Annotated in this window: 21 protein-coding genes and 1 pseudogene; 4 read left to right on the forward strand and 18 right to left on the reverse strand. The window is 67.2% G+C overall.

What is annotated here, in order from left to right; genetic code table 11:
* The 6 genes and pseudogenes from RIT73_RS10030 to RIT73_RS10055 all read right to left on the reverse strand — a co-directional run.
* Window positions 1-279, reverse strand: a pseudogene (locus RIT73_RS10030) (N-acetylglucosamine-6-phosphate deacetylase); the annotation flags it as partial.
* On the reverse strand, window positions 276-1,076 hold the full coding sequence (locus tag RIT73_RS10035; RefSeq protein WP_309131932.1) for a DeoR/GlpR family DNA-binding transcription regulator: 801 nt from the start codon (window positions 1,074-1,076) through the stop codon (window positions 276-278). The pseudogene RIT73_RS10030 and the gene RIT73_RS10035, both read right to left, overlap by 4 nt.
* A 10-nt stretch (window positions 1,077-1,086) precedes the next feature.
* A complete protein-coding gene (locus tag RIT73_RS10040; protein ID WP_309131933.1) occupies window positions 1,087-1,998 on the reverse strand; it encodes a class II fructose-bisphosphate aldolase in 912 nt (303 codons plus the stop codon).
* 4 nt (window positions 1,999-2,002) lie between these two features.
* On the reverse strand, window positions 2,003-3,055 hold the full coding sequence (locus tag RIT73_RS10045; protein WP_309131934.1) for a PfkB family carbohydrate kinase: 1,053 nt from the start codon (window positions 3,053-3,055) through the stop codon (window positions 2,003-2,005).
* Window positions 3,052-3,999 carry an ROK family protein gene (locus RIT73_RS10050; RefSeq protein ID WP_309131935.1) on the reverse strand — a complete coding sequence of 316 codons (948 nt, stop codon included), beginning with the start codon at window positions 3,997-3,999 and terminating at the stop codon, window positions 3,052-3,054. The genes RIT73_RS10045 and RIT73_RS10050 overlap by 4 nt, the downstream gene beginning before the upstream one ends.
* Window positions 3,999-4,925, reverse strand: coding sequence for a sugar isomerase (locus tag RIT73_RS10055; RefSeq protein WP_309131936.1), 927 nt, complete (start codon window positions 4,923-4,925; stop codon window positions 3,999-4,001). The genes RIT73_RS10050 and RIT73_RS10055 overlap by 1 nt, the downstream gene beginning before the upstream one ends.
* A gap of 205 nt (window positions 4,926-5,130) precedes the next feature.
* On the opposite strand from RIT73_RS10055, the gene RIT73_RS10060 reads away from it, so the two are divergent.
* Window positions 5,131-6,543 carry a sugar porter family MFS transporter gene (locus RIT73_RS10060; protein ID WP_309131937.1) on the forward strand — a complete coding sequence of 471 codons (1,413 nt, stop codon included), beginning with the start codon at window positions 5,131-5,133 and terminating at the stop codon, window positions 6,541-6,543.
* Here the strand turns inward: RIT73_RS10060 and RIT73_RS10065 are convergent.
* The 11 genes from RIT73_RS10065 to dcd form a co-directional block, all read right to left on the reverse strand.
* Window positions 6,536-7,309, reverse strand: a complete 774-nt coding sequence (locus RIT73_RS10065; RefSeq protein ID WP_309131938.1) for a hypothetical protein — start codon at window positions 7,307-7,309, stop codon at window positions 6,536-6,538. The genes RIT73_RS10060 and RIT73_RS10065 overlap by 8 nt on opposite strands.
* Window positions 7,306-8,667: a HAMP domain-containing sensor histidine kinase gene (locus RIT73_RS10070; RefSeq protein WP_309131939.1), complete on the reverse strand. Its 1,362-nt coding sequence runs from the start codon at window positions 8,665-8,667 to the stop codon at window positions 7,306-7,308. The genes RIT73_RS10065 and RIT73_RS10070 overlap by 4 nt, the downstream gene beginning before the upstream one ends.
* Window positions 8,664-9,416 (reverse strand): response regulator transcription factor, encoded by a 753-nt coding sequence (locus tag RIT73_RS10075; protein WP_309131940.1) that lies wholly within the window; start codon window positions 9,414-9,416, stop codon window positions 8,664-8,666. The genes RIT73_RS10070 and RIT73_RS10075 overlap by 4 nt, the downstream gene beginning before the upstream one ends.
* Complete coding sequence (mnhG, locus tag RIT73_RS10080) at window positions 9,406-9,801, reverse strand: monovalent cation/H(+) antiporter subunit G (protein WP_309131941.1); 396 nt, start codon at window positions 9,799-9,801, stop codon at window positions 9,406-9,408. Before mnhG ends, RIT73_RS10075 begins: the two co-directional genes overlap by 11 nt.
* Window positions 9,791-10,375: a monovalent cation/H+ antiporter complex subunit F gene (locus RIT73_RS10085; RefSeq protein WP_309131942.1), complete on the reverse strand. Its 585-nt coding sequence runs from the start codon at window positions 10,373-10,375 to the stop codon at window positions 9,791-9,793. Before RIT73_RS10085 ends, mnhG begins: the two co-directional genes overlap by 11 nt.
* Window positions 10,372-10,983, reverse strand: coding sequence for a Na+/H+ antiporter subunit E (locus tag RIT73_RS10090; protein WP_309131943.1), 612 nt, complete (start codon window positions 10,981-10,983; stop codon window positions 10,372-10,374). The genes RIT73_RS10085 and RIT73_RS10090 overlap by 4 nt, the downstream gene beginning before the upstream one ends.
* Window positions 10,980-12,563 carry a Na+/H+ antiporter subunit D gene (locus tag RIT73_RS10095; RefSeq protein ID WP_309131944.1) on the reverse strand — a complete coding sequence of 528 codons (1,584 nt, stop codon included), beginning with the start codon at window positions 12,561-12,563 and terminating at the stop codon, window positions 10,980-10,982. Before RIT73_RS10095 ends, RIT73_RS10090 begins: the two co-directional genes overlap by 4 nt.
* Window positions 12,560-13,066: a Na(+)/H(+) antiporter subunit C gene (locus RIT73_RS10100; RefSeq protein WP_309131945.1), complete on the reverse strand. Its 507-nt coding sequence runs from the start codon at window positions 13,064-13,066 to the stop codon at window positions 12,560-12,562. Before RIT73_RS10100 ends, RIT73_RS10095 begins: the two co-directional genes overlap by 4 nt.
* Entirely contained in the window at window positions 13,063-16,107 is a 3,045-nt protein-coding gene (locus RIT73_RS10105; protein ID WP_309131946.1) for a Na+/H+ antiporter subunit A, read from the reverse strand. Before RIT73_RS10105 ends, RIT73_RS10100 begins: the two co-directional genes overlap by 4 nt.
* A 119-nt stretch (window positions 16,108-16,226) precedes the next feature.
* Window positions 16,227-17,255 carry a hypothetical protein gene (locus RIT73_RS10110; RefSeq protein WP_309131947.1) on the reverse strand — a complete coding sequence of 343 codons (1,029 nt, stop codon included), beginning with the start codon at window positions 17,253-17,255 and terminating at the stop codon, window positions 16,227-16,229.
* Window positions 17,252-17,830, reverse strand: coding sequence for a dCTP deaminase (gene dcd / locus RIT73_RS10115; RefSeq protein ID WP_309131948.1), 579 nt, complete (start codon window positions 17,828-17,830; stop codon window positions 17,252-17,254). Before dcd ends, RIT73_RS10110 begins: the two co-directional genes overlap by 4 nt.
* A gap of 363 nt (window positions 17,831-18,193) precedes the next feature.
* Here dcd and RIT73_RS10120 point away from each other — a divergent pair, with 363 nt between their 5' ends.
* The 3 genes from RIT73_RS10120 to RIT73_RS10130 are packed head-to-tail and all read left to right on the forward strand — an operon-like array spanning window position 18,194 to window position 21,719.
* Window positions 18,194-19,618: an LPXTG cell wall anchor domain-containing protein gene (locus tag RIT73_RS10120; protein WP_309131949.1), complete on the forward strand. Its 1,425-nt coding sequence runs from the start codon at window positions 18,194-18,196 to the stop codon at window positions 19,616-19,618.
* Window positions 19,619-19,629: 11 nt separating this feature from the next.
* Window positions 19,630-20,721, forward strand: a complete 1,092-nt coding sequence (locus tag RIT73_RS10125; RefSeq protein WP_309131950.1) for an ABC transporter — start codon at window positions 19,630-19,632, stop codon at window positions 20,719-20,721.
* A gap of 38 nt (window positions 20,722-20,759) precedes the next feature.
* Entirely contained in the window at window positions 20,760-21,719 is a 960-nt protein-coding gene (locus RIT73_RS10130; RefSeq protein ID WP_309131951.1) for a hypothetical protein, read from the forward strand.
* Window positions 21,720-21,753: 34 nt separating this feature from the next.
* Here the strand turns inward: RIT73_RS10130 and RIT73_RS10135 are convergent, their stop codons facing one another.
* Entirely contained in the window at window positions 21,754-23,739 is a 1,986-nt protein-coding gene (locus RIT73_RS10135) for an NHL domain-containing thioredoxin family protein (protein WP_309131952.1), read from the reverse strand.
* Window positions 23,740-23,805: the final 66 nt, after the last annotated feature.

Below are 23,805 nucleotides of genomic sequence, written 5' to 3' on the forward strand. Positions count from 1 at the left end.
CATGATGGTCGACAGGCCCTGGGGCCCGTCCTCGGCACTGGAACCTCCGGCCCCGTGGCAGTGGAGGTCGACGTAGGCGGGCGCCAGGAACGCGCCGGCGGCGTCGATGATCTCAGCGTCCGGCGCGACCAGATGCTGCGTCCACTCGCTCCCTCGCCCGCGAGCGACGACGAGACCACCGGCCGCAGCAATCCACTCGTCGGCACCGGCGGTCGTGAAATCGGCCGGGTCACCGTCGAGGATGACGGCGCTGTGGACGATCACCTCGGCGTCGGTCATGGCCTCCTCCTTCGTTCGTCCATCTGCGCGATCTCGACGCTGAAGCCCGCTCCGAGCAGATCGTGTCGCGCCCGGTCGTCGAGGTCGCTGTCAGTGATGATCGTCGAGAAGATTTCAGTCCCCCCGACAGAGGCGAATGCCCGACTGCCGTACTTCGAGGAGTCGGCCACGACGATCGCCTGGTCGGCGCGCTGGGCCATCAGCCGGTTGACGTAGGCCTCCTGCTCGTTCGCGGTCATTCCGCCGCCATCGACCGAGATCGCGTGGACCCCGATGAAGGCAAGATCCAGCCACAGGCTGCGCAGCACGGAGTCGACGAAGGATCCGACGAGTTCGAAGCTCGAAGCGTTGATGACTCCGCCGCACACGATCACCTTGAGGCCAGGGTGCACGGCGAGCTTGTTAGCGATGTCGACCGCATTGGTCACCACCGTCAGGTCCTGCAGGAGTTCGTCGCGTTGGCTCAGGGCATCGGCGACCATGAAGGTGGTCGTGCCCCCGGAGAGTCCGATGACAGAGCCGGGTGCGATCTTCTCGACCGCGACCCGGGCGATCGCGGCTTTCGCCTCCGCCGAGGCGGCCTCCTTGTACCGCAGGGACAATTCGTAGTTCACGGCTCGACTCTTCGCACCGCCATGGGTGCGTTCCAACAGACGCTTCTGCTCGAGCAGGTCCAGGTCGCGACGGATCGTGGCGACGGAGACACCCAGATCCTCACTCAGAGATTCGACTCCGACCGCTCCGTCCCGGTCGAGTCGCGCGAGGATGACGTCGAGGCGGTCTTCACGAGTGCGCATAGTGCAACTCTCAGTCGTCACCGGCTGGTTTGGCAAGCGCGGAGACCGGAGTCTTCTCAGGGGAGAGCGCAGTTTCGGAGGAGAGGACGCCGATGAGCCGGGTCACTTCGGCTGCGAAGGCTTCTCGGGCCGGGCCGAGGTACTTCCGAGAGTCCACGAGTTCGGGCGAGGCAGTCAATGTGTCCCGAACGGAGGCGGTGAACACCTTGACCAGGTGGGTCGAGATGTTGATCTTGCGCATTCCGGCCCGAATCCCGCGCCGGATCTCGGAATCGGCCACCCCGGAGGAGCCGTGGAGCACGAGGGGCACAGGCAGGGCCTCGGCCAGGCGGGCAATGAGATCAAGGTCAAGCCTAGAGGTGCGTTCCACCATGGCATGGGAGCTTCCCACCGCCACCGCCAGGGCATCGACCCCGGTGGCGGACACGAAGCGGGCCGCCTCACCGGGATCAGTGCGGACACCGGGAGCGTGAGCGCCGTCCTTCCCTCCGATCTCCCCCAACTCGGCCTCCACGTCGATTCCACGGGCATGGGCACGGCGGACCACCTCGGCGGTGGTGCTGCAGTTGAGCTCATAGTCGAGATGGGCGCCGTCGAACATCACCGAGTCGAAGCCCAGGTCGATGGCTTCGTCGATGAGCGCAGGATCAGTGGCATGGTCGAGATGAACGGCCACGGGCACGACAGCGGTTTCGGCGATGGCCAGAGTGGCGCGGGCGATAGGGGCGAGGCCGCCGTGGTACTTCACGCAGTTCTCGGAGATCTGCATGATGACGGGACGGCCCGCTGCCTCAGCACCGGCTGCAATCGCCTCCGCCGACTCGAGGTGGACTACGTTGAATGCGCCCACGGCACTGCCGTGGGAGTTAGTGTTTGACGGGGCTGCTGCGGTGAGCAGCTCTCTCAGGCTGGTCTTCGACATGATCCTATTCCTGGTCTGGTGGGCGGGTTGTCGCAGATGGCTGCAAGCCGGGCGGCACTGCCTGCGGTGTCGGAAGGCGAACTTGCGGGACCGAGATGTGCACCCGGTCGCGCAGTTCCGGCCAACTGGGATGGATCTGGCCGGCGCGAGGCATGAGCACTGCTGAGGCGGAGAGCCCTACGGCGCTGACGAGGATAGTACGCACGGCCTCGTCACTGAGACTCTCGCGAACACCGGACCCTGTGCGGAATGCGGCCCCATCGGCGGCGATCTCTCTCAGCTGCCAGGCGAGCGCAGCGACCGAGGCGTCGCCGGCGCCGGTCGGGTTGCCCGCCACCGGCGCAGGCAGGCGCGCGCTCAGCCGCGGACCGGTGGAGTCGATGAGCGTCATGCCCTCGGCGCCACGGGAGACGAGGACGTTCCGCACCCCACGCTCGACGAGCTGCCTCGCCGAGGTGGCCCAGCCAGCACCTGGACTGAGCGCGGCCAGCTCTTCGTCGTTGGGTTTGACCCAGTCAGCTCCGGCTCGGGCCGCTTCGAACAGCGCTGGCCCCGAGGTGTCGACGATGACCTGGACCCCCGCCGAGTGCGCCTCGGAGATGAGTTCGGCGACCAGATTTTTGGGGGCGTCGCTCGGCATCGAACCCGAGATGGCGAGTACTCGCACCGTAGGTTCCGACAACCGCTGCATGACACGATCGCGCAGCCGCGCCCACACTTCAGCCGGGTGAGGATGGCAGCGTTCGTTGAACACCGTTGCTCGAGAGGAGTCCTCGACCAGGGCGTAACTGCGCCGCAACGGCGAAGGCGTGGCAGTAAGGTCCCACACCAAGCCCCCGGGGCCGGAAGCCTGCGGCCAAAGATCAGTCGGCACCGGGGCCTGGGCCCAGACGTCGATGCCGAGGGCGGCGAGCACGCGCGCGACATTCACCCCTTTGCCTCCGAGCTGGCCCACAGCGGCCTCGACCCGGTGGGATGTGCCCGGTACCAGCTCCCCGAGGCCGATCGTGAGATCCCAGGCAGGACTGAGGGTGAGCGCAATGATGCCGGGTTTCATCTCTGCCTCCGCGTCAGCAGTCCGGCGCCGATCAGCCCGGCGACCGGCCCGAGGACTGCGCGCCTGATGATGGGCATCTTATGGAAGTTCAGGCGTCGGCGTAAGGCGTCCTCGATGCCGTTGAGGAGTTCGTCCGCGCTGCTCAGACCTCCGCCGAAGACGATCACATCGGGAGCGATGATCGCCACGAGCTGAGCGCACACGGCACCGAGTGCGTCGACCGCCTCGCCGAACACCTCGGCTGCGATCGCGTCTCCCCGGCGAAGAGCGTCGACGACGTCCAGGGACCCCGCGGCTTCTCTGCCGCTGCGCTGGGAGTAGCGTCTGGCGATCGCGGCCGCCGAGGCGATGTGTTCGATGGGTCCGCGGAATCTGCCGTCGCCGGTGTCGACGGCGACTTCGGTGAAGCCGATCTCGCCCGCGTATCCGCCGGCGCTCAACAGGTCTCCCTCGATTCGGATCGCTCCAGCGAGACCGGTGCCGATCGTGATCATGACGGCATTGGCGGGCGTATCGCGGCCGAGTTCGAATTCGGCCCGGCCGGCTGCCCGGACGTCGTGGGACAGTGCGACCCGCATACCGAGTCGTCGGCTCAGGAGTTCGCGGAACGGCACATCCCGCCACCCGAGGTTGGCGGAGAAGAGCCCCGTGCCTGTCTCGTCATCGACGATCCCGGGCACGACGACCGCGGCCTCAGCCATGGAGTCGTGGCCGTAGAGTCCGGCGAACTCCTCCTGGAAACGACCGATCGCTTCGATGACTTCGTTCGCGGCATCCTGAGTGCAGCTCGGAGTCGGTTCGGTTCGGGCGTCGACCAAGCTGCCTGCGGTGTCGAAGAGCGCGGCCTTCATCCCGGTGCCGCCCACATCGACGGCCAGAGCCGACGGCCCCGCGCCCAGACTCCGGCCCCTGGCCACGTGGAGGATCTCTGCGCGGGTGGTCATCAGCCGAGGATGACCGCGCGAGTCAGTGAACGCGGGCTGTCGGGATCCACGCCGGTCCGGCGGGCCTTGATGAGTGCCAGCGCGTGCAGGCGGACGAGCTCGGCCAGGGGGTCACGGTCGGCATGCTCGAAGCGTGCTCCGGTCGCCTTCACCTGCTCCGCGAGCCCTTCCGGTGCCGCACCGAACTGCCAGGTGACGCGACCGGGAGCGGCGATGGCGATCGGACCATGGCGGTACTCCATGGACGAGTACGCCTCGGTCCAGGCCTGTGCGGATTCGCGGAGCTTGAGCGCCGCCTCGTTGGCCAATCCCCACGTCCAGCCCCTCCCGAGGAAGCTGATCTGCTCCGCGTCGATGAGCTCATCGTCGAGGATCGCGGCGTCAAACTCGATGAAGTCGACGGAGATACCGTCGAGAACGTGCTGTGCGTCGGCGACCGCGGCGCGCAGTTCGGCCTCGTCAGCCAACCAGGAGCGCATGGCGAAGATCGCAGACGTCGCGAAGCGCGTCTGGACGACCGACTTCTCGTCGGCGAAGTCGAGAGAGATGACCTCATCCGCGGCTTCGGCAATCGGGGTATCGGCGCCACCGACGACGGCGGTGACGGGAATCCTGCCGCCGAGGCGGGTGAGCATGTCCGTCACCTCCGTCGTGGTTCCGGACCGGGAGATCGCGATGATTCGATCGTAGTCTCGGTGCAGGGGGAACTCGCTGGCGGTGAAGGCATCCGTCTCGCCCTTGCCCGAGGACTCACGCAAGGACGCGTAGGTCTGTCCGCCGAACCAGGAGGAACCGCATCCGACGACGGCGATCCGCTCCCCGTCCTGCGGTAGCGCCGAGGTGGGCACATCGAGCTCGAGAGTCCGGGCCCAGCTTTCCGGCTGGCTTCTCAGTTCCTCGGCCATGAAGACGCCGTACGCAGTCATCGATCATTCTCCTGATAGAAATCATTAGGTAGCAATCATTATAATGACACATTATGCCGTTGACAGATAGCAACTGTTTGCGGTTTTCTGTATTCAGCGATCGATGAATCCCCACCGGTCGTGCGCGGACCACCGCCGACCCACCCGGACGTCCGCAGGCTTCGGACGTCTGCGGACGACAAGGCACACTCAAAGGAGAAGTTGCATGGCCTTCCTCACCGATCTCAGACGCGCTCCCCGTCTCGTCACGATCGTCGCGTTCGCCGCCGTCGCCCTGGGCATCACCTACGGCTACGACATCTCGAACATCGCAGGCGCCCTCCTGTTCCTCGAACCAGATCTCGGACTCGACAACACCGAGCTCGGCTCACTGGCCACGGCCGTGGTCATCGGGCAGATCGTCGGCGCCGTGTGCGGCGGATCGCTCTCCAATCTGATCGGCCGTAAGAAGTCGATGTTCGTCATCACCATCGGCTACATCGTGTTCTCCGTGATCTCGGGATTGGCCCCGGGGTACGTCACTCTCCTATTGGCACGACTGTTCCTCGGCATTGCGATCGGCATCGCGCTGGCCGTGGTCCCCGTATTCATCGCGGAGTCCTCGCCTGCGAATGTGCGCGGAGGACTTCTCGTCGCCTATCAGGTCACCACAGTCATCGGCATCATCGTCGGTTACCTCGTGTGCTGGGGACTCGCCCTCGCCGAATCCTGGCGGCTGATGCTCGGACTGGCAGCGTTTCCTGCCGCCATCGTCTTCGTCCTGCTGCTGCGGGTCCGGGAGACGCCGCACTGGCTGATGCTCAGAGGTCGGGAGGACGAGGCAGCAGCGGCGCTGCGAGCACTCGACTCCGATCGCGACATCGACCACGAGCTCGCCCTCATCGCCGGCGAAATCAATCAGGACAGCGGTCGCCTCGTCGACATGTTCCGTGGCCACCTGCTCCGGGCCACCCTCTTCGTCATTGGTTTGGGCTTCTTCATCCAGATCACGGGCATCAACGCCACGATCTACTATGCGCCGTCGATCTTCGAGTCCATGGGTTTCAAGGGCTTTGGTTCACTCTTGGGCCTGCCGGCGGTTGTCCAGACGTTCGCACTCGTCGCCGTCATCGTGTCGATGTTCATCGTCGATCGCCTCGGTCGCCGCCCGGTTCTCCTCACCGGAATCGGAATCATGATCGTCTCAACGATCGTGCTGGTTCTGGTCTTCAGCCTCGGCGGGGAGGCCGGCAGCACGCAGTGGGGAACGATCGTCGGAGTGATCGGCATCATCGCCTTCACAATGGGATACACGTTTGGATTCGGGTCTCTGGTCTGGGTGTATGCCGGAGAGACCTTCCCCGCCAAGTACCGGGCGCTCGGTGCTTCACTGATGCTGACCTCGGACCTCGTGGCCAACGCGATTGTGGCCCAGTTCTTCCCGGACCTCCTCGACCTCATCGGTGGCGCGGGCGTCTTCGCCGTTTTCGGAATCCTCGCCGCGGCAGCGTATCTCTTCGTCTTCCGGTTCGCACCTGAGACGAAGGGCCGCGAACTGTCGGAGATCTCGAGCTACTGGGCCAATGGGGCGAAATGGCCCACAGATCTGGTGAATAGGCCGGACACCCGCGTCATTTGAATGTCGGGGTCTCGAGACCGCTGCCGTCGACCTCGACGGTCGGGAGCATCTTCTTGAAGTCCTCGGCGGCGGCCGTGTCGGTTTCGAGCGCACGCATCTCGATTCCGATGTCGACGAGGCGACCGTTGGTCCGATATCCGAGCCGCGCCCCGTACATCACGGTCGACTTCTGGTTGATCGCGAAGATCTCCGTGGGGCCGAGCACCCCCTGGTAGGTCCAGTAGGATCCCGCGTCCATGGTTCCGGTGCGTTCTGCCTTCACCATGGATCCCTGCTCCGAGAACGCGTACTTCTTCTGTGAGTCGACCACCGCCTGCGGGCTGTCGTCGAAGGCCTGCGAGCAGTTGACGATGATGACGTCGCTGTCGCTGATCGTGTTTCCGCGGGAGAGGACGTGGAACGTCTCCGTGGTCGAGTTCTGCATCCAATCGGAGCCCACGGCGAAACTGACCGTGACCGGGCATTCGGCGCCGAGGTTGAAGGAGCTTCTGCTCATCCCCTCGGGGATCCCTCCGTCGGTCGGCCCGGGGCTCGGGACTTCACCGGCGTTCTCCTGCACGGCGACCCGCAGCGGCCCAGAGTCGCGTTCGGCAGTGCGGATGTGCAGGGCCGAGCAGCCGCTGAGCGCCAGCCCGAAAATGGCCGCCGAGGCTGCCAGGCTCGTCAGCCTCGAGGCGCGGTTGGCGCGGGCGCGGGTGGCGCGGGCGCGGGTGGCCCGGGTGGCTCGAGTTCGAGCACTGCCGGCTCGAGTGGTGCGCGCAGTCATGATCCGTCGCCCGAACGCAGATCTCGACGGCTCGGGTACGCGGGTGCTGGATCCTGCGGAGGCTGAGCAGGCGGATACGGCGGAGGCGCGGGAGCATGCGCCGCCGGGCCACTGCCGACAGGTCCGCTGCCAACCGGACCACCTTGACCCGGACCGGGCTGCACCGGTCCGCTGCCGACGGGCCCGCGCCTGTCGCTGCGCTGCGGCTTGAACTGGGAGTGCTGCCCGGAATCCGGCGGGAATCCTCCGCTCACCGACTCTCCGGTCGAACGGTTGACCAGATTGCCGTCGACGCGTTCCAACCTCCGCTTCGAGGTCCGCCTCGGCGTGCCGAGGATCCTCCCCTGGAGCTCAGCTTCGCTCGGCTGCCTGGGCGGCAGGAAGCCCGGAGCATGGCGCATGTCTGGGTTCTGCACGGGCTGGACCGGACGCGATCCCGCGGCCGCCCGGCTGACGTCGTCGGACATCTGCGGCACCGTCACCGGCACGGCGTCGCCGAGGACCGGGAGCACCATGCGCACCGAGGTGCCCACGCCCTCCTGGCTGAACAGCTGCACGGACCCGCCGTGGCGGGCGACGATGGCGCGCACGAGCGAAAGCCCCATTCCGGAGCCGGCCACCGCGCGAACCCGGGACCCGCGGGACAGTTCGTCCCACACCTGCTCCTGTTCGGCCAACGGGATCCCGCTGCCGGTGTCGGCGACTTCGACGACGACCCAGCGATGGTTGTCGATGATCTGCTCATTGGCGCGCAGCTCCACGACCTCACCCTGGGAGGAGTACTTGAGCGCGTTGCCCAGCAGGTTGAGGATGGCGGTGAGCAGCAGATCCTCTTCGCCGGCGACATCGGGCAGCCGCCAGGGAGCCCGGGCGACGGTCGCGACGATCATCCGGTCCTCGGCTCCCGGTGCGGTCGAGGCGTCCTCCACGGCCTGGTGGATGAGACGGTCGAGGTCGACACGCGAGTACTCGATGACTCGGGTCTCGACGTCGGCGAGCTTCCGCAGGTCCGCGAGCAGCCGGGCCACTCGGCGCGAGGACACGTCGACCTGCTTCGCCGCCGGCTCCACCTCGGCGATGGTGCCGTCCTCTCGCACGATCTGGCGAATGCTCGCCGCCGAGGTGCGCAGGGCCGTGAGCGGATTCTTCAGCTCATGATCGAGGCGGATGAGCATGCGGTTTCGCTTGGCCATCGACTCCTCGGCGGCTGCCGTTTCGATGGACTCGCGCATCCGTGCCTCGCGTCTGCGCAGGTGGCGCCAGCCGAAGTACGCGCCGAGGCCCAGCCCGATGAGGACCAGTGCCAGCAACAGCAGGAACAGCCAGATCTGGATCTCGACGACCAGGAATTCCGTCATGCTCTTCTCTGACCTTCCTCGCCCCGGACCTCGCCGACGAAGCGATATCCGCGCCCCTGCACGGTGGCGATCCACCGCGGTTCGGCCGCATCCTCACCGAGCACCCGGCGCAGCTCGGCGACCCTGGAGTCGACGGCGCGGGTGCCGACGGCCTCTTCGAAGCCCCACAGCACCTCGAGCAGCCGACTGCGCTCGATGAGTTCGTCACGATGGACCATGAGGTATTCCAGCAGGGTGAAGCCCTTGGGGGTGATGACGAGCTCCCGCTGACCCAGCCACGCCCGTCGGCCCACCCGGTCCACGCGCAGACCGAACGTCGACACGAGCACCGGGGCCGTGGCCAGGGGCGGGCCGTCGTTGCGGGTCCGGCGCAGGACCGCGCGGATCCGGGCGACGAGTTCGTGCGGATCGAAGGGTTTGTTGAGGTAGTCGTCGGCGCCCTCCTCGAGCGCCATCGCCCGTTCCACCGCTTCGCCCACCTGGGTCAGGAGCAGGACGGGAACCCAGTTCTCCTCCTGGCGCAGCCGCCGCAGGACCTGCCTGCCGTCCGCGCCGGGCATGAGCACGTCGAGGACGCAGACGTCGGGACGGTGGCGGTGGATCTCGTCGAGGGCGAGGAGTCCGTCGCCGGCGGCCAGCACCCGGAAACCGGAGCGTTCGAGGAACGGCACGACCGCGCCGAGAACATCGGGTTCGTCATCGGCGACCAGGACCAAGGGCCTGGAATCGTGCTCGCGCTCAATTGTCATTCTCGTCCGTTCCGTGCTCTCGCCTGCGTTCCCTGGCGATTTCCCTCGCCTCCGCTCGCTCCACGGCCTCGGCCAGCTCGTCTCGGTACAGCATAGAACGGCGCAGGTGCTTGGTGCGATAACCTGCGCGGCCGACCATGTGGGTGGCCACCGGAATCGTGACGAGCTGGAACGAGATGATGATGGCCAGCGTCGTCATCGTGGCCCACGTCGGGAATTGGATGGCGATCGCGATCGCGACCAGGATCAGGCCCAGCACCTGGGGCTTCGCACTCGCGTGCATGCGGGAGAGCAGATCTGAGAACCGCAGCAGTCCGACTCCCGCGGCCAGGGACAGCACCCCGCCGAGGAGGATGAGCACTGCCGAGACGATGTCAAGAACCATCGCGTCCTCCTCCCGTCTCATCGCGTCCGCGACCGGGGGCGGCCGGCTTCTCGCCGAGGTCGAAGGTCAGCTTCTCGTCGTGATCGTCGGCACCGGCGGGCTGCGTCGACTCCTGGTGCGCCTCGTCCGCCTCCGGAGGAACCGTGGTGCCGGGAGGGCCGTCGCTGACATCGGCGATGCCGCGGGCGACGTCGTCGGGCCACTGCGCGTTCGATTCGGCGGTATCGTCATCCTCGGAGTTCATGTGCCAGTCAGAGGCGGTGAAGTCGCTGAGCGATCCCGCCTCGGCGCCGGGGGTCATGGAATCGGATTTCGACACGTACCGGGACACGCTCACGGAGCCGACGAAGCCGAGCATCGCGAGCACGATGAGCACCGGCAGCAGATCCGTCCGACCGGTCAGCGCCATGAAACCGCCCAGACCGCACATCATCGAGGCCAGCACCACATCGGTGGCGATCATGCGGTCCAGGATCGATGGACCGCGCACCACGCGATAGAGGGCCAGGCCCACCGAGGCGGCGAGCAGGAGGGAGGTGGCGACGACGGTGATGTCGAGGAGGACGACGCTCATCGCGGGTCTCCTTTCCCCAGGGCCATCGGATCCGGGTTCATCCGCAGCTCGGCCAGGTCGCGGTGCGAGCCCAGAGCCCGGATGAGCAGCCTCTCGATGTGGTACACCTGTGCCTTTGCGGTCCGGACCTTCTCATCGGAGTCGGCATCGAGGACATGCAGGTAGAGCACCCCGTGAGCGCGATCGGCGTCGATGATGATCGAACCGGGGATCAGGCTGGCCGTGTCCCCGATGAGAGTCATCAGCAGATCCGAGCTCGTCCTCAGGTCACAGGCGATGACGGAACCGGCGCCCACCGCACGTCGCCGGAACGCCAACCAGGCCACCTGGAGGGAGGCGAGCAGAAGCGACCACAGGAACCAGACGCCGAAGACGAACGAATGACCGAGGTTGAACCGGCCCGAGAGGATCACGGGCGGCAGGTAGAACACGCGCACGATGACGATCGCGACGACGAGGCCGCTGAGGATGCTCATCACGGACACGCTGTCCCAGAGCATCACCCACAGCAGCACGAGGAAGAACAGCAGCACCAGCTGCTGGACGAATCCCCGGGCGCTGTGCGGCTGCCGTCTGGCGCGCTCACCCTGTCGACCGGCGGGACTCATGCCGCATCACCTCCCAGCACCTGCGTGACATAGTTGAGCGGTTCCGAGAGGTTCTCCGCCGCCCGCAGCGAGAGGTCCCACAGCGGTTCCGCGCCGACCGTGAGCGCCAGTGACGCCGCGACCATCCCAGTGGTGGCCCAGAACATCGGTCCCGGCACCCCGATCGTCGGGGCCCATTTCCTGCCGGCCAGGAGGACCTGCTTGCGTTCGGCGAATTCGGCGACCAGCTCCTCGGTGGGCTCCTCCGCGTCGGCGGGATCGCGCCAGAAGGCGAGGTTGAACGTGCGACCGATGACGTAGAGGGTGAGCAGGCTGGTCACCGTGCCGACGACGATGAGAGTGACGTTGAGCCAGTCCTCGCCCGCGAATCCCGCGGTGAAGAGCGCGGTCTTCCCGATGAATCCCGAGAACGGGGGGATCCCGGAGAGGTTGAGGGCGGGGATGAAGAAGACGATCGTCAGCGCCGGCGAGAGCACCATGAGCCCGCCCAACGACCTCGTCGAGGTGGATCCGCCGCGCATTTCGACCATGCCGATGGCCAGGAACAGCGCGGTCTGGACGATGATGTGGTGGACCGTGTAGTAGATGGCGGCGGCAAGCCCGAGGGTCGTTCCCAGCGCCACGCCGAAGAGCATGTAGCCGATGTGGGACACCAGGGTGAATGACACGATCCGCTTGATCTCGGATTGGGCGATCGCACCGAGGATGCCCACGAGCATCGTCAGCGCCGCCGCGATGAGCAGCGGCACGCGCAGCGAGCTGTCGACGAAGAGCAGGGTCTCAGTGCGGATGATGGCATAGATGCCGACCTTCGTCAGCAGGCCGGCGAACACTGCGGTGACCGGGGCCGGCGCGGTCGGGTAGGAATCGGGAAGCCAGAAGGAGAGCGGGAAGATCGCGGCCTTGATCCCGAAGCCGAGCAGCAGCAGGATATGGAGGATCATCTGCACATCGCCCGGGAGCTCGCCGAGGCGCTCCGACAGCTGCGCCATGTTCACGGTTCCGCAGGCGGCATAGATGATGCCGATCGCGGTGAGGAAGATGATCGACGACACGAGCGAGATGACCACGTAGGTCACGCCCGCCCGGATGCGCTCCGCGGTCGCGCCCAGCGTCAGGAGCACATAGGACGCAAGCAGCAGCATCTCGAACCCGACGTAGAGGTTGAACAGGTCGCCGGCCAGGAAGGCGTTGGCGACCCCTGCGCACAGCACCAGGTAGCTGGGGTTGAACACGGAGATCGGGGTCTCGTTCGAGTCGTCCGAGGCGTCCTGGCTCAGCGCATAGACGAGCACGCACAGGGTGACCATGGAGGACACGACGAGCATGAGCACCGAGAGCCTGTCAGCGACGAGGACGATTCCCGCCGGAGGCTGCCAGCCGCCGATAGCGACGACCTGCGCACCCTCCCTGTCGACTCCGAAGAGGAGGACGAACGCGATGATCATCACGGCACTGAGGACGACGATCGAGACGACGTTCTGCGCGCGCGAATGACGGGAGAGCACGAGGGCCAGGCCGGCGCCGAGCAGCGGCAGCAGGACCGGAAGCGGGACGAGGACGGCGAGGAGGCCGGTCATCGCTTCTCCTCCCGCGAGCTCGAGCGCCGGTCGACCCGGCGGCCGTCGTGGTCGAGGTCGACGGCGCCGACGATCGGGCTCTCGGCTTCGTCGCCGAACTCGGTATCGTCGTAGTCGGTGCTCGCCTCCGCCTCGGAGTCGATGATCCTGGTGATCGCGACCTGGAGGTCAGCGGCGTCGTCCTGCAGGGAGTCGGCCCTGACCAGGCGCCAGGAGCGGTAGATCATCGCGAGGAGGAAGGCTGTCACCGCGAAGGTGATGACGATGGCGGTGAGCACCAGCGCCTGCGGCAGCGGGTCGGACATGCCCACGGTCGACAGGTTCTTGCCGTCGGTCAGAGGCGGCCTGCCGCGACCGGCGGTGAGGACGATGAGCAGGTTGACTCCGTTGCCGAGCAGGATGAAACCGAGCAGCACTCGGGTCAGCGAACGTTCGAGCATGAGATAGATGCCGCACGCGAAGAGGACGCCCATGGCCAGAACGAGGATGAAGGGCAGGCTCACAGTCGACCTCCCTCTGCGCCGTTGTCGACGTCGAGGTGATTGACCCGGTCGAGGATCGTCGACACGGCTTCATGACCGGCCTGCGCACCGAGGTTCTCCGAGAGGTTGAACGACTTGTCCAGGCGGGAGGTGAGGAGGAGTTCGTCGCGTTCCTGGTGGAGGTCCACCTCGGCGCCCAGGGACTTGAGGATGTCGAGCATCAGACCCACGACGATGAGGTAGACGCCGATGTCGAAGAAGGTCGGGGTGCCGAACGTGAGGTGGCCGAGCACGGGAAGGTCTCCTTCGACGAATACGGAGCGGAACACGGCGTCGCCCCAGATCCAGCCGCCGATGCCGGTGAGGACGGCGAGGATGAGCCCGGTTCCCAGCAGCCCCGACGGGGTGAAGCGGGCCGCCTCGGCGAGTTCGAACTTCCCACCCGCCAGGTAGCGCACGATGAGCGCCAGGCCCGCGACGAGGCCGCCGGCGAATCCGCCGCCGGGGGCGTTGTGGCCGGCGAAGAGGAGGTAGACGGAGAAGACGAGGACCGCGTGGAAGATGAGTCGGGCCGTGACCTCGAGGATGATCGAGCGGTTGCGCGGGGCCAGGGTCCGTCCCGCGATGAGCCAGGACGCACGCCTCTCCTGCACATCCTCGGTGTCGGGTCCGTGGTGGTCGGCGACGTCCTCGACGACCGGCTGGAACCGCATCCGGCCACGCAGATCTCGCGGGTCGTGGCCGGCGGCCAGACGGGACAGGTGGCCTTCGCGACCGCGGACGAAGATGAGCCCGGCCACGCCGGTGCCGGCGGCGACGAGCACGGAGATCTCCCCGAGGGTGTCCCAGACGCGGATGTCGACGAGGGTGACGTTGACGATGTTCTTGCCATGGCCGAGTTCGTAGGCGAGCTGCCCGAAGTCGACGGAGGCGGGCTCGCCGACCCTGACGCCTGCGGCGATGAGGACGACGAGCATCATCGTCACTCCCACACAGCCGCCGATGATGGCTCGCCAGGCGGGGGTGAAGCGTCCGGTCGACTCCCCGATCCGCGCGGGCAGCCGGCGCAGCACCAGGACGAAGACGACGATCGTGATGGTTTCGACGAGCACCTGGGTCAGGGCGAGGTCGGGAGCTCCGGTGAAGGCGAAGAACATGACCATCGCGTAGCCGGAGATCCCGACGACGACCACGGCGGTGAAGCGCTTCTTCGCGCGGGTGGCAGCGACGGCGACGACGATGAGGACGGCGGCGACGACGAAGTCGAGCGGCGAGGCGAAGAGCTGGAACTCGATCGTCCACGTGTCGTTGACGAGGACGGCCAGTCCGACTCCGCCGACGAGGACGAGGTAGATGACGCTCTGGTAGAACGGCAGGGACCCGCGCTGGGTGTGGGAGGTGACCCACAGGGCTGAGGCCTCCATGCCGTTGATGAGCTTGCGGTAGAGGAGGTGGAACTCGAACCCTGAGGGCAGCGAGGACTGCACCTTCGCGAAGGCGTCGCGGGCGAGGAAGATCCCGAGTCCCACGGCGATGGTGACACCGGACAGTGCGAGCGCAGGTTCGAGGCCGTGCCACAGCGCCAGGTGGTATTCGCCGTCCGCAGGAGCCGCCGTCGGCAGGCCGGAGGTCCAGGAGGAGAAGAGGCCGTCGACCGACGAGGCGGCCGGGCCGAGGGCGATGGTGAGCACGGTGAGGAAGAGCGGGGCGATGAGGAGGGTGAGGTTCTCCTCGCGCCGCGCGATGTCGTCGACTCCCGGTTTGGACGAGAACGCGCCCCAGACGAATCTGGCCGAGTACGCGACCGTGAGGATCGAACCGATCATCACGCCGACGAGGGCGATGACGGAGGCCTTGTCGCCTCCGTGCAGGAGGGTCGAATAGACCGCCTCCTTGGCGACGAAGCCGAACAGCGGCGGCAGGCCCGCCATCGAGGCGGCGGCGACGGTGGCGCAGACGGCGACGACGGGGAACGCCCGCCAGCCCCCGGACAGCTTCGTCAGGTCGCGGGTGCCGGCGCGATGGTCGATGATGCCCACGCACAGGAACAGGCAGGCCTTGAACAGGGCATGGGCGACGAGCAGCGCCAGTGCCGCCTGCGTGATGTCCGGGCTGCCGAACGACGCCATCGTGGTGAGGAATCCCAGCTGGGAGACGGTGCCGAAGGCGAGCACCAACTTGAGGTCGGTCTGCTTGAGCGCCTGCCAGCCGCCGATGAACATCGTCACCAGGCCCAGGGTGAGCAGCACTTCGGACCATCCGGGCACGGAATGATATCCGGGTGCCAGGCGCAGGACGAGGTAGATCCCGGCCTTGACCATTGCGGCCGCGTGCAGGTAGGCGCTGACCGGAGTCGGCGCCGCCATGGCGCCGGGGAGCCAGAAGTGGAAGGGCAGCAGCGCCGACTTCGACACCGCGCCGACGAGGATGAGGAGCACGGCGGTGGTGATCACCGGACCCGTGTCGATTCCGGCGGCGGCCCGTTCGACCAGGACGGAGATCCGGCCGGTGCGGGTCACGCTCATCAGCAGGACCATCCCGACGAACATGGCGAGCCCGCCGGCGGTGGTGACGATGAGGGCCTGCAGGGCAGCCTGCCGGGAGCGGCGACGCGACTGGCTGTGGCCGATGAGGAGGTAGGAGAAGACAGTGGTGCCTTCCCAGAAGAGGTAGAGCATGAGGAGCTCGTCGGCGAGGACGAGTCCGTACATCATTCCCGCGAAGGCCATGAACGTGGCGGCGAATCGCGCCAGTCCGGGTTCATCGGCCGCGAAGTAGCGAGCGCAGTAGACGAACACGAGGGCGCCGATCCCGGTCACCAGCAGGCTCATGATCCAAGACAGCACGTCGAGGCGGAACACCCCCTCGAGCCCGAGCTCAGGGAGCCAGTCGAGGTTCTCGACCCAGGGTGCACCGCCCGGGCCGACGATGCCGGACGCTCTGCTCAGGCTCAGACCCAGTCCTGCCGCGGGCACCAGGGCGAGCACGAGGAATGCGGAGCGACCGATGACCCTGACCAGTGGATACGCAAGGACAGCAGCCAGAAGGAAGACTGCTGTCATGGTTATCACCGGCGGACACCTCCGTCATTGATCCAGGAATGAGCTCTGTCAGATTTTCTCATGGACGAATGTCGATGTCCCAATCAACGAGGAGGCACGCGGTGGGAGTCCCGCCGCGCTCAACCGCGCAGCTGGCTGCTGGTGACGAGGAAGCCGTTCTCGTCGAGTCCCACTCCGCTGCACCGGGTGAGGAGTTCGGCGCCGATGTCGTCGACGAGGTTGGCGACCACTCGGCGCATCCGCCGGAAGCGGCGGCTGTGGCCGGGCTGATAACGCTGGTTCTCCGTGTCCATCCAGTGCACGTGGTACTCGATCTGAGGTTCGCTGGTATGGGTGTTGATGATGGGCGGCGTCCACTCGGCCTCCGTCACCCGGACTTCGATCGATCCGGCCGCCTCGTCGATCTCGCCGAGCGGAACGATGAGCGAATAGCCGTCGAGGATCACCGGCGCATTCGCGTCGAAGAGGGGGTCGTCGAGGCTGGCCTGGGCGAGGACGGCCTCGTCCGGGGTCGGCGCGGCGGGACGGAACGCCTGGGGCGCGTGCCTGCGCACGAGCGAGAGCGCGACCTCGGGGTCGAGCCAGTACTGGGAGTAGATGTAGAGGTCGACCTTCGCCTCGGGGTCGGGAACGATGATCCGGGCCGGCAGTTCGGGTTCGTCGGCCAGGCGCACAGCGGTGTGGAGACGGGAGGCGATCGACAGCAGGAGGCTCAGCGTCCGCTCCTCCTCCCGGTCGGGCAGTCCCGCCGGGAACGCCTCGTGCAGACCGTCAGCGTCGACGAACCACTCCGGCGGCGGCGCGGGCTCACGGTCCCGGGGGCAGTCGAGGGCGATGACCCGCTGCGCCCAGTCCGGCAGCTCGAGAGCCGCCTTCGTCGCCGAGTCGAGTTCGACTCCTCCGCTCAGCCGCGAGTGCCGGCTCAACCGCAGGTGGCCGTTCTCGTCGGGGCGCGGCGGGAGGTCGGGCAGCTTGTTGTGGACGAGCGCCAGCACATCGGAGACCTCCACGCCTGCGTCGAGGACGAGGAGATGGAAGTCGCGCAGATCCGCCGAGGCGGGGGTGTCCGCGGGCCGCCCGGCCGAAGCGGCCGCGGCCGCCCGTTCGGCCGCTTCGCGCTGCAGACGCAGTTCGCGGCGGGAGATCACATGTCCCTCCGGTAGAAGCTGAGGTGCGAGCGGGACGCGGTCGGACCGCGCTGGCCCTGATAGCGGTTTCCGGTCGGCTGGGAGCCGTACGGGTTGAGAGCGGCGGAGGAGAGCCGGAAGAAGCACAGCTGCCCGATCTTCATCCCCGGCCACAGGGTGATCGGCAGGGTCGCGACGTTCGACAGCTCCAGCGTCACATGCCCAGTGAAGCCCGGGTCGATGAAGCCGGCCGTGGAGTGGGTGAGCAGGCCGAGGCGCCCGAGCGACGACTTCCCCTCCAGGCGGGCGGCGACGTCGTCGGGCAGGGTGACGAGCTCATGGGTGGAGGCGAGCACGAACTCTCCCGGGTGGAGCACGAAGGGCTCACTGGGGTCGACCTCGACGAAGCGAGTCAGCTCCGGCTGTTCGAGGGAGGGGTCGATGACCGGGTACTTGTGGTTGTCGAACAGCCGGAAGTACCGGTCGAGGCAGACGTCGACGCTCGCAGGCTGGATCAGCGAAGGATCATAGGGGTCGAGGACGATGCGTCCGGAGTCGAGCTCGGCGCGGATGTCGCGATCGGAAAGCAGAGTCACCTAACCGATGGTAGTCGGCTCCGGGGCACCTGTGCACGAGCTCCACCCCGCGCGGTCGATAATCGTGGAACCCGGAGTCGAACGGGCGAGAACTGAAGTCGAACGAGACCGACACGCCGGTATTTGGTTACAGAATGATAACGATAGTTGGGCTATTTGCTGGATTCCTCCCGTGTGTCTCCAGACAGCCCGGGGTGAATGCCTTAGAGTTGGGTGCTGTACGAACCCGCGCACGATGGTGCCTTCCTCTTCTTAAGCCAAGGAATGCCGGGAGTTCCATCGCCTTTCGTGGGTTGACAACAACCGAAAGGCAATACTGTGAAGACCTCGCGTCTTGTGCTTGCCCCCGCAGTAGCCGTTGCAATGACAGGTCTCGCGGCCGCCCCGGCGTTCGCCACGTCAGCTCCGACGCTGCCGCCGGGACAGTACTGTGCGTTCAACGACGCGCAGTCCTCCAGCGACTCCGAAACCGATGGCTCGGTTCCCGCCAGCTCAGATCCGCAGGCGACTCTCGCCGCAGCGCAGGTGACTCGCGCTGAGATCGCGGACAAGAAGAAGGGCATCGGGTTCTTCGGCACTGGTTTCACCGCCGATGACAAGGCCACCGTGACGGTCGTCGGCACCGACGGCACCAAGTACACACCTGAGACCAAGCTGACCGTCGACGAGAAGGGCAAGGTGTCGGGCACCTACTTCTTCTCCACCACGGAGGGCGCGCAGGTGCCGCTCGGCACTTACACGCTCTTCCTCACCGACCAGAAGACGGAGAAGGTCTCCTCGAAGGTGACGTTCGAAGTCGTGGCCAAGGAATCCGACAAGGATGCCGCCAAGGCCCCCGACTGCGAACGCCCTGTCGGTCCGGCTCCCTCGACGACCCCAGCCGAGACACCGTCGAAGACGGCCGAACCGGCGCCGTCGACGACTGCTCCGAGCCCCTCGAAGACCGCGGAGCCGAAGCCCACGGAGACCGCACCTTCGGCGCCGGCCCCTGCGCCGTCGACGAGCGCTCCCGAGCCCAAGCCCACGGAGACCGAGGAGTCCAAGAAGGATCTGGCCCAGCCGGCTCCGACGACCGAAGCCCCGAAGAAGACGGAGTCGCCCCAGGCACCCGCTCCCGCTGAGAAGCCGGAGACCTCTGCTCCCGCTGAGAAGCCGGCTGAGAGCGAGGCGCCGGAGAAGTCCGAGCAGCCGGCGGAGACGACCGCGCCTGCACCGAAGAAGGACGAGTCGAAGAAGGACGAAGCTGCTCCATCGCAGCCGGCGCCCGCGAACGAGGACACCGCCGAGGCGGCTCCCAGCCCCGGCACCGAGAAGGACGCCCCCCAGGCCGTCGCGGCCCAGGCAGCGCTCATCATCGAGCCGACCGAGATCAGTTCCGAGAACTTCCTCAACAAGGGCGTCAAGCTCGGAATCACGGGCGCCGAACCCGGCGAGGAGATCACGGTCGTGGTCGAGCACGCCCAGGGCAAGGTCGACCGGTACACGATGACGAAGACCGCCGACTCGGAGGGCAAAGCGACCTTCGGGGTGCAGGCGAAGGTCAAGTCCGTGCTCGGCACGTACAATGTCCGCGCACAGGCGAAGAGCTTCGACAAGCCGCAGGGCGGCAGCTTCACGGTCGTCACCAACGGCACCTCGGTGTCGGAGGACACCGGCAACGATCTGCCTCGCACCGGTGCCGAGATGACGGGGCTGGCGCTCGGCGTCGGTCTCCTCGTCGTGGGTGCCGCCGCAGTCGTCATCACTCGTCGCCGGACTCGCGCCGCCGACGACCCTGCGGAGTTCTGAGCGACGTCTGAGTGAACGATGAACTGTCACTGTCGGGGCTGAGCCTCGACGGACGCCGGATCGATCTCGGTCGCCTCCGAGCCGGCACAGTGCTCGGTCTCATGGGCAGCCCGGAGGACACCGCCGAGGTGATCGCCTCCGTGGCAGCCCTGTCCGACGTCGCACCCGCACCCCAGCTTCCGACCGGCATCCGTGCCGGTCGGAAGCGTGTGCGCAGATGGGTGAAGGAATATCTCCGCCGTGCCGATGCCGGATCTGGGGAGGCGGCATCGGCGGCGGCGTATTCGGACTTCGGAGTCTCTCCCGCACTGCTGGACGCCCGCCTCGGCGAGCTCGGACCCGGAGATGCCGCCCGGCTGCGTCTGGCCGTCGCGTGGGCGACCGGAGCGCAGTGGCTGACCTTCGTCGACCCCTTCGCCTCGGTGCCCGGACACATCCGCACCGGGCTGCGCGCCCGGCTCGCGGAGCGCGCCGCCGAAACCGGTCGCGGGATCGTGTTCAGCTCGACAACACTCACCGACTTCACCGTCGCCGAGGCGGGCGTCGCCGACATCGAGAAGGGCCAGCTGGTCGCGTTCGGCAGTCTCGAGCAGATCATCGCCGAACCGCGCGGAGCCCTGCCCGCCGAGCTCAGCGGCGTCAACATCTATTCGGGACTCGCCCGGAAGGGCTGGGTCTCGATCGGTCATTCGGCAGTGCGTGCCCGCACCGAGCTCGACGGCAAGGTCTTCGTCACCCTCGGGTTCCGCAGCGCCCTGCTGTCGCTGGACGAACGCGACCCGGCGTTCACCTCGGCGACGGTGTTCGAGGCCATCGTCGTCGGGCTGCGGGACCGCGGGTCCTGCATCCAGGCCAAGCTCTCCCCCGTCGACACCGAGATGGGACTGCCGCTCACCGTCGACCTGGCCGACCTCGCGGGCGTCCGCGACTCCGCCGGCCGCCTGCACCTCGAGCCCGCTGACGGCCGCGGCTTCGGGGTCCTGCACCCGGGCCTCGGCGCCTCGATCAGCGAGCTGCGCACGAACGTCAAGGTGGGCACGCACGTCTTCGTCGAAGTCGACACCAGCGGCCTGCAGGCGTACTCGGTGGAGCAGTTCGATTAAACTGAAGGCTCTTGAACCCGGTCGAAGCAGGAGAGGCAATGCGAACAGCACGAAATCTTCTGGTCGCCGCCCTGGTGGTCATCGTGCTCACGGTGGCCGCGGTTCCCCTCCTCAACGTCGCCGTCTACACCCCTGCCCGTGCCGCCGAGGCCTATGTGGCGGCGATTGCCCGCGGTGATGCGGAACGCGCCTTCTCCTACCTGTCCAGCCCCACCCCCACCGCGACGATGGCGCTGGGCGACGATGTGCTCGCCGCGGCTCCGGACCTGCCTCGCGACGCCGAGGCCGAAACGATCTCCACCTCTGGTGATCGTGCGAAGGTCGAGCTCAGCTACGTGCTCGGCTCCCGTCCGCAGACGGTCGAGCTCTCGATGGTGAAGCTCCCGCCGGCCGCCGGGCTGTTCGATCGGTGGGCGATCGAGCAGGAGGCCTGGCCGATGCTCGGACTCGAGGTCTCGGGGTCGTCGACGGCGACCGTCAACGGATACAGCGTCTCTGCCGGGAAGGTTCCGGTGCTGTTCCCCGCCACCTACCTGGTCGGCTCGGACGGCACCTATCTCAAGTCGAAGACCGAGCGGGTCGAAGTCACTGCCCCGGGCGACTCCTCCACGATCAGATTGTCGCCGGAGCCCACGAAACAGCTGCAGGAGGCGGTGTCGGAGCAGGTCAAGGAGCATATGCAGGAATGCGTGCGGGCGAGGACTCTCCAACCGCCCGGATGCGTGTTCGGCTATGAGACCGACAACGAGATCCTCGGCGAGGTGAAGTGGAGCCTCGAACGTGAACCGGAGGTCTCCCTGACAGCCGAGGGCAATGACCTCGAGCTCACCCCTGCCACCGTCGAGGTGCGCATCCAGGGCCGCTACCGCGACATCGTCACCGCTGCCGAGCACGACTTCGACGAGCGCCTGTCGTTCGTGCTCGGCGGATCCGTGGTCGTTCGGTCCTCTGAGGTGCGCTATGAGCCGCGCCGCCTCGGTGACGTCACCGTGATGTAGGGTTCGCGCCGCCCTCCGTGGAATTCAGCGCGGGTCAGGCGCCGCGGAGGTCGAGGCTGAGCTCGTTCGGGGCCGACTCGACGAGATCGACCGGGATCCCCCAGTCCTGCTGGTAGAGGTGGCAGGCGGCGTGGAGCGGGATCTCTCCCCCGGGCTCTCCGTCGCAGGCCGCCGCGCGAGCAGTGACATGGAGGACTCCGGAGGGGCAGTCGGGATTGAGGACGAGGTCGCGCTCGAGACCCTCGGCTCCCCCGTTGCCGGAGACGATGAGCTCGGGCGGGGTGGACGACACCTGCAGGAAGGTCGGGTCTCCCCACCGATCGTCGAGCTTCTGACCCGCCGGGACCGTGAAGCCCACGGAGATCGACACCGGTCCGGGTGCGACCTCGGTGGTGGGCCGTTTGGTGGTCAGCGCACCCTCGTCGACGCGCTGCGCGTCCTTCGGCAGCTTGACGCGAGTCAGTGCGTGTGCGGCCGACTCGACGACGAGCAGCTCCGCCTCGCCGGTGCTTTCGCCCACACTGCCGTCCGCCCCGGCGGTGCTCCTGTGCGCACTGCCGTTCGCCTCGGCGGAGTCGACGACGAGGATGTCCGAGGGTTCGCGCAGGCCTCTGGCCAGCGTGGACACCTCATTGGTCGTGGGGTCGTAACGGCGGATCGCTCCGTTGTAGGTGTCGGCGATCGCGATCGACCCGTCGGGGAGGGTGCGCACGCCGAGCGGGTGCTGCAGCCGGGCCTCATCAGCGGGACCGTCGCGGAAGCCGAAGTCGAAGAGGCCCTCGCCCACCAGAGTCGACACCGCGCCCGTGCCCGGGTCGAGGCGGCGGACGGCAGACGTTTCGGAGTCGGCGATGAGCACATCACCGTCAGGGCCGAGGTCAAGTCCCGAGGACTGCGCGAACCACGCGGTCTCGGCGTCGCCGTCGAGCAGGCCCTCGTTCATGGTGCCCGCGAGCAGGCGGATCGCTCCGGCGGTCGGGTCGAAGGACCAGATGGTGTGGTTGCCGGCCATGGCGACGACCACCTCGGAGGTGGACGGCACGAAGAGGACGTCCCACGGCGAGGACAGCTTCACGTCGAGCGCGGGACCGTGGTAGCGGCCGAGCGATCCGTGAGTGCCGCGGACGTTGTCGATGGCTCCGACCATGTGCTGCTCGCCGGTGCCGGCGATCGTCGTCACGGTCTCGGAGTCGAGGTCGATGCCGCGCAGGACATGGTTGACGGTGTCGGCCACGACGAGGTGGTAGCCGACCTGGGCGGCGATGTCCTCGGGCAGCACGGTGATCCCGCCTGGTTCGCTGAAGCTCGCCGAGGTGAAGTCGCCGTCCGCCGCTCCGCGCTCTCCGGTGCCGATGCGGCGGATGATGGTCAGGCCGCTGGGGTCGTATTCGACGAGGCTGTGGTGCCCGGAGTCGGCGACGAGGAGGTTGCCCGAGGGCAGGCGGGTGGCCTTGCCGGGGTAGAAGAGGTCGGTCTCCGGAGCCGGCGGCGGCACATAAGGCCCGTCGCCGGAATGCAGAGTGCCCTTCGCGGAGTGCTCGTCGATGAGCCTCTCGATGATCTCGCCGAGCCCGGCGCCATGTCCTTCCCCGGACAGGGTCGCGACAAGGTAGCCTTCCGGGTCGATGACCGCAAGGGTGGGCCAGGCGCGAGCGGTGTAGGCCTGCCAGGTGACGAGGTCCGGATCGTCGAGGACGAGGTGCTCGACCTGGTAGCGCTCCACCGCCTGGTCGACGGCTTCGACGGTGCGTTCGAACTCGAACTTCGGCGAATGGACGCCGATGATGACAAGCTCCTGCCTGTACTTCTCCTCGAGCGGACGCAGCTCGTCGAGGACGTGGAGGCAGTTGATGCAGCAGAAGGTCCAGAAGTCGAGCAGCACGACCTTCCCTCGCAGATCGGCCAGGCTCAGGTCCTTGCCGCCGGAGTTCATCCAGCGGCGACCGATGAGTTCCGGGGCACGCACTTTGACGTGCTTGGAGTCAGTGGGAGCAGTGGAGGTCTGCGGGCTCGAGGTCATGGCTCCAGTGTCTCAGATCCGCGCGGACCCGCGCATCCGCGGCGTCATCGAGGGACTCTTCGAGTG

This window comes from Brevibacterium sp. (assembly GCF_031179145.1).
Taxonomy (GTDB): domain Bacteria; phylum Actinomycetota; class Actinomycetes; order Actinomycetales; family Brevibacteriaceae; genus Brevibacterium.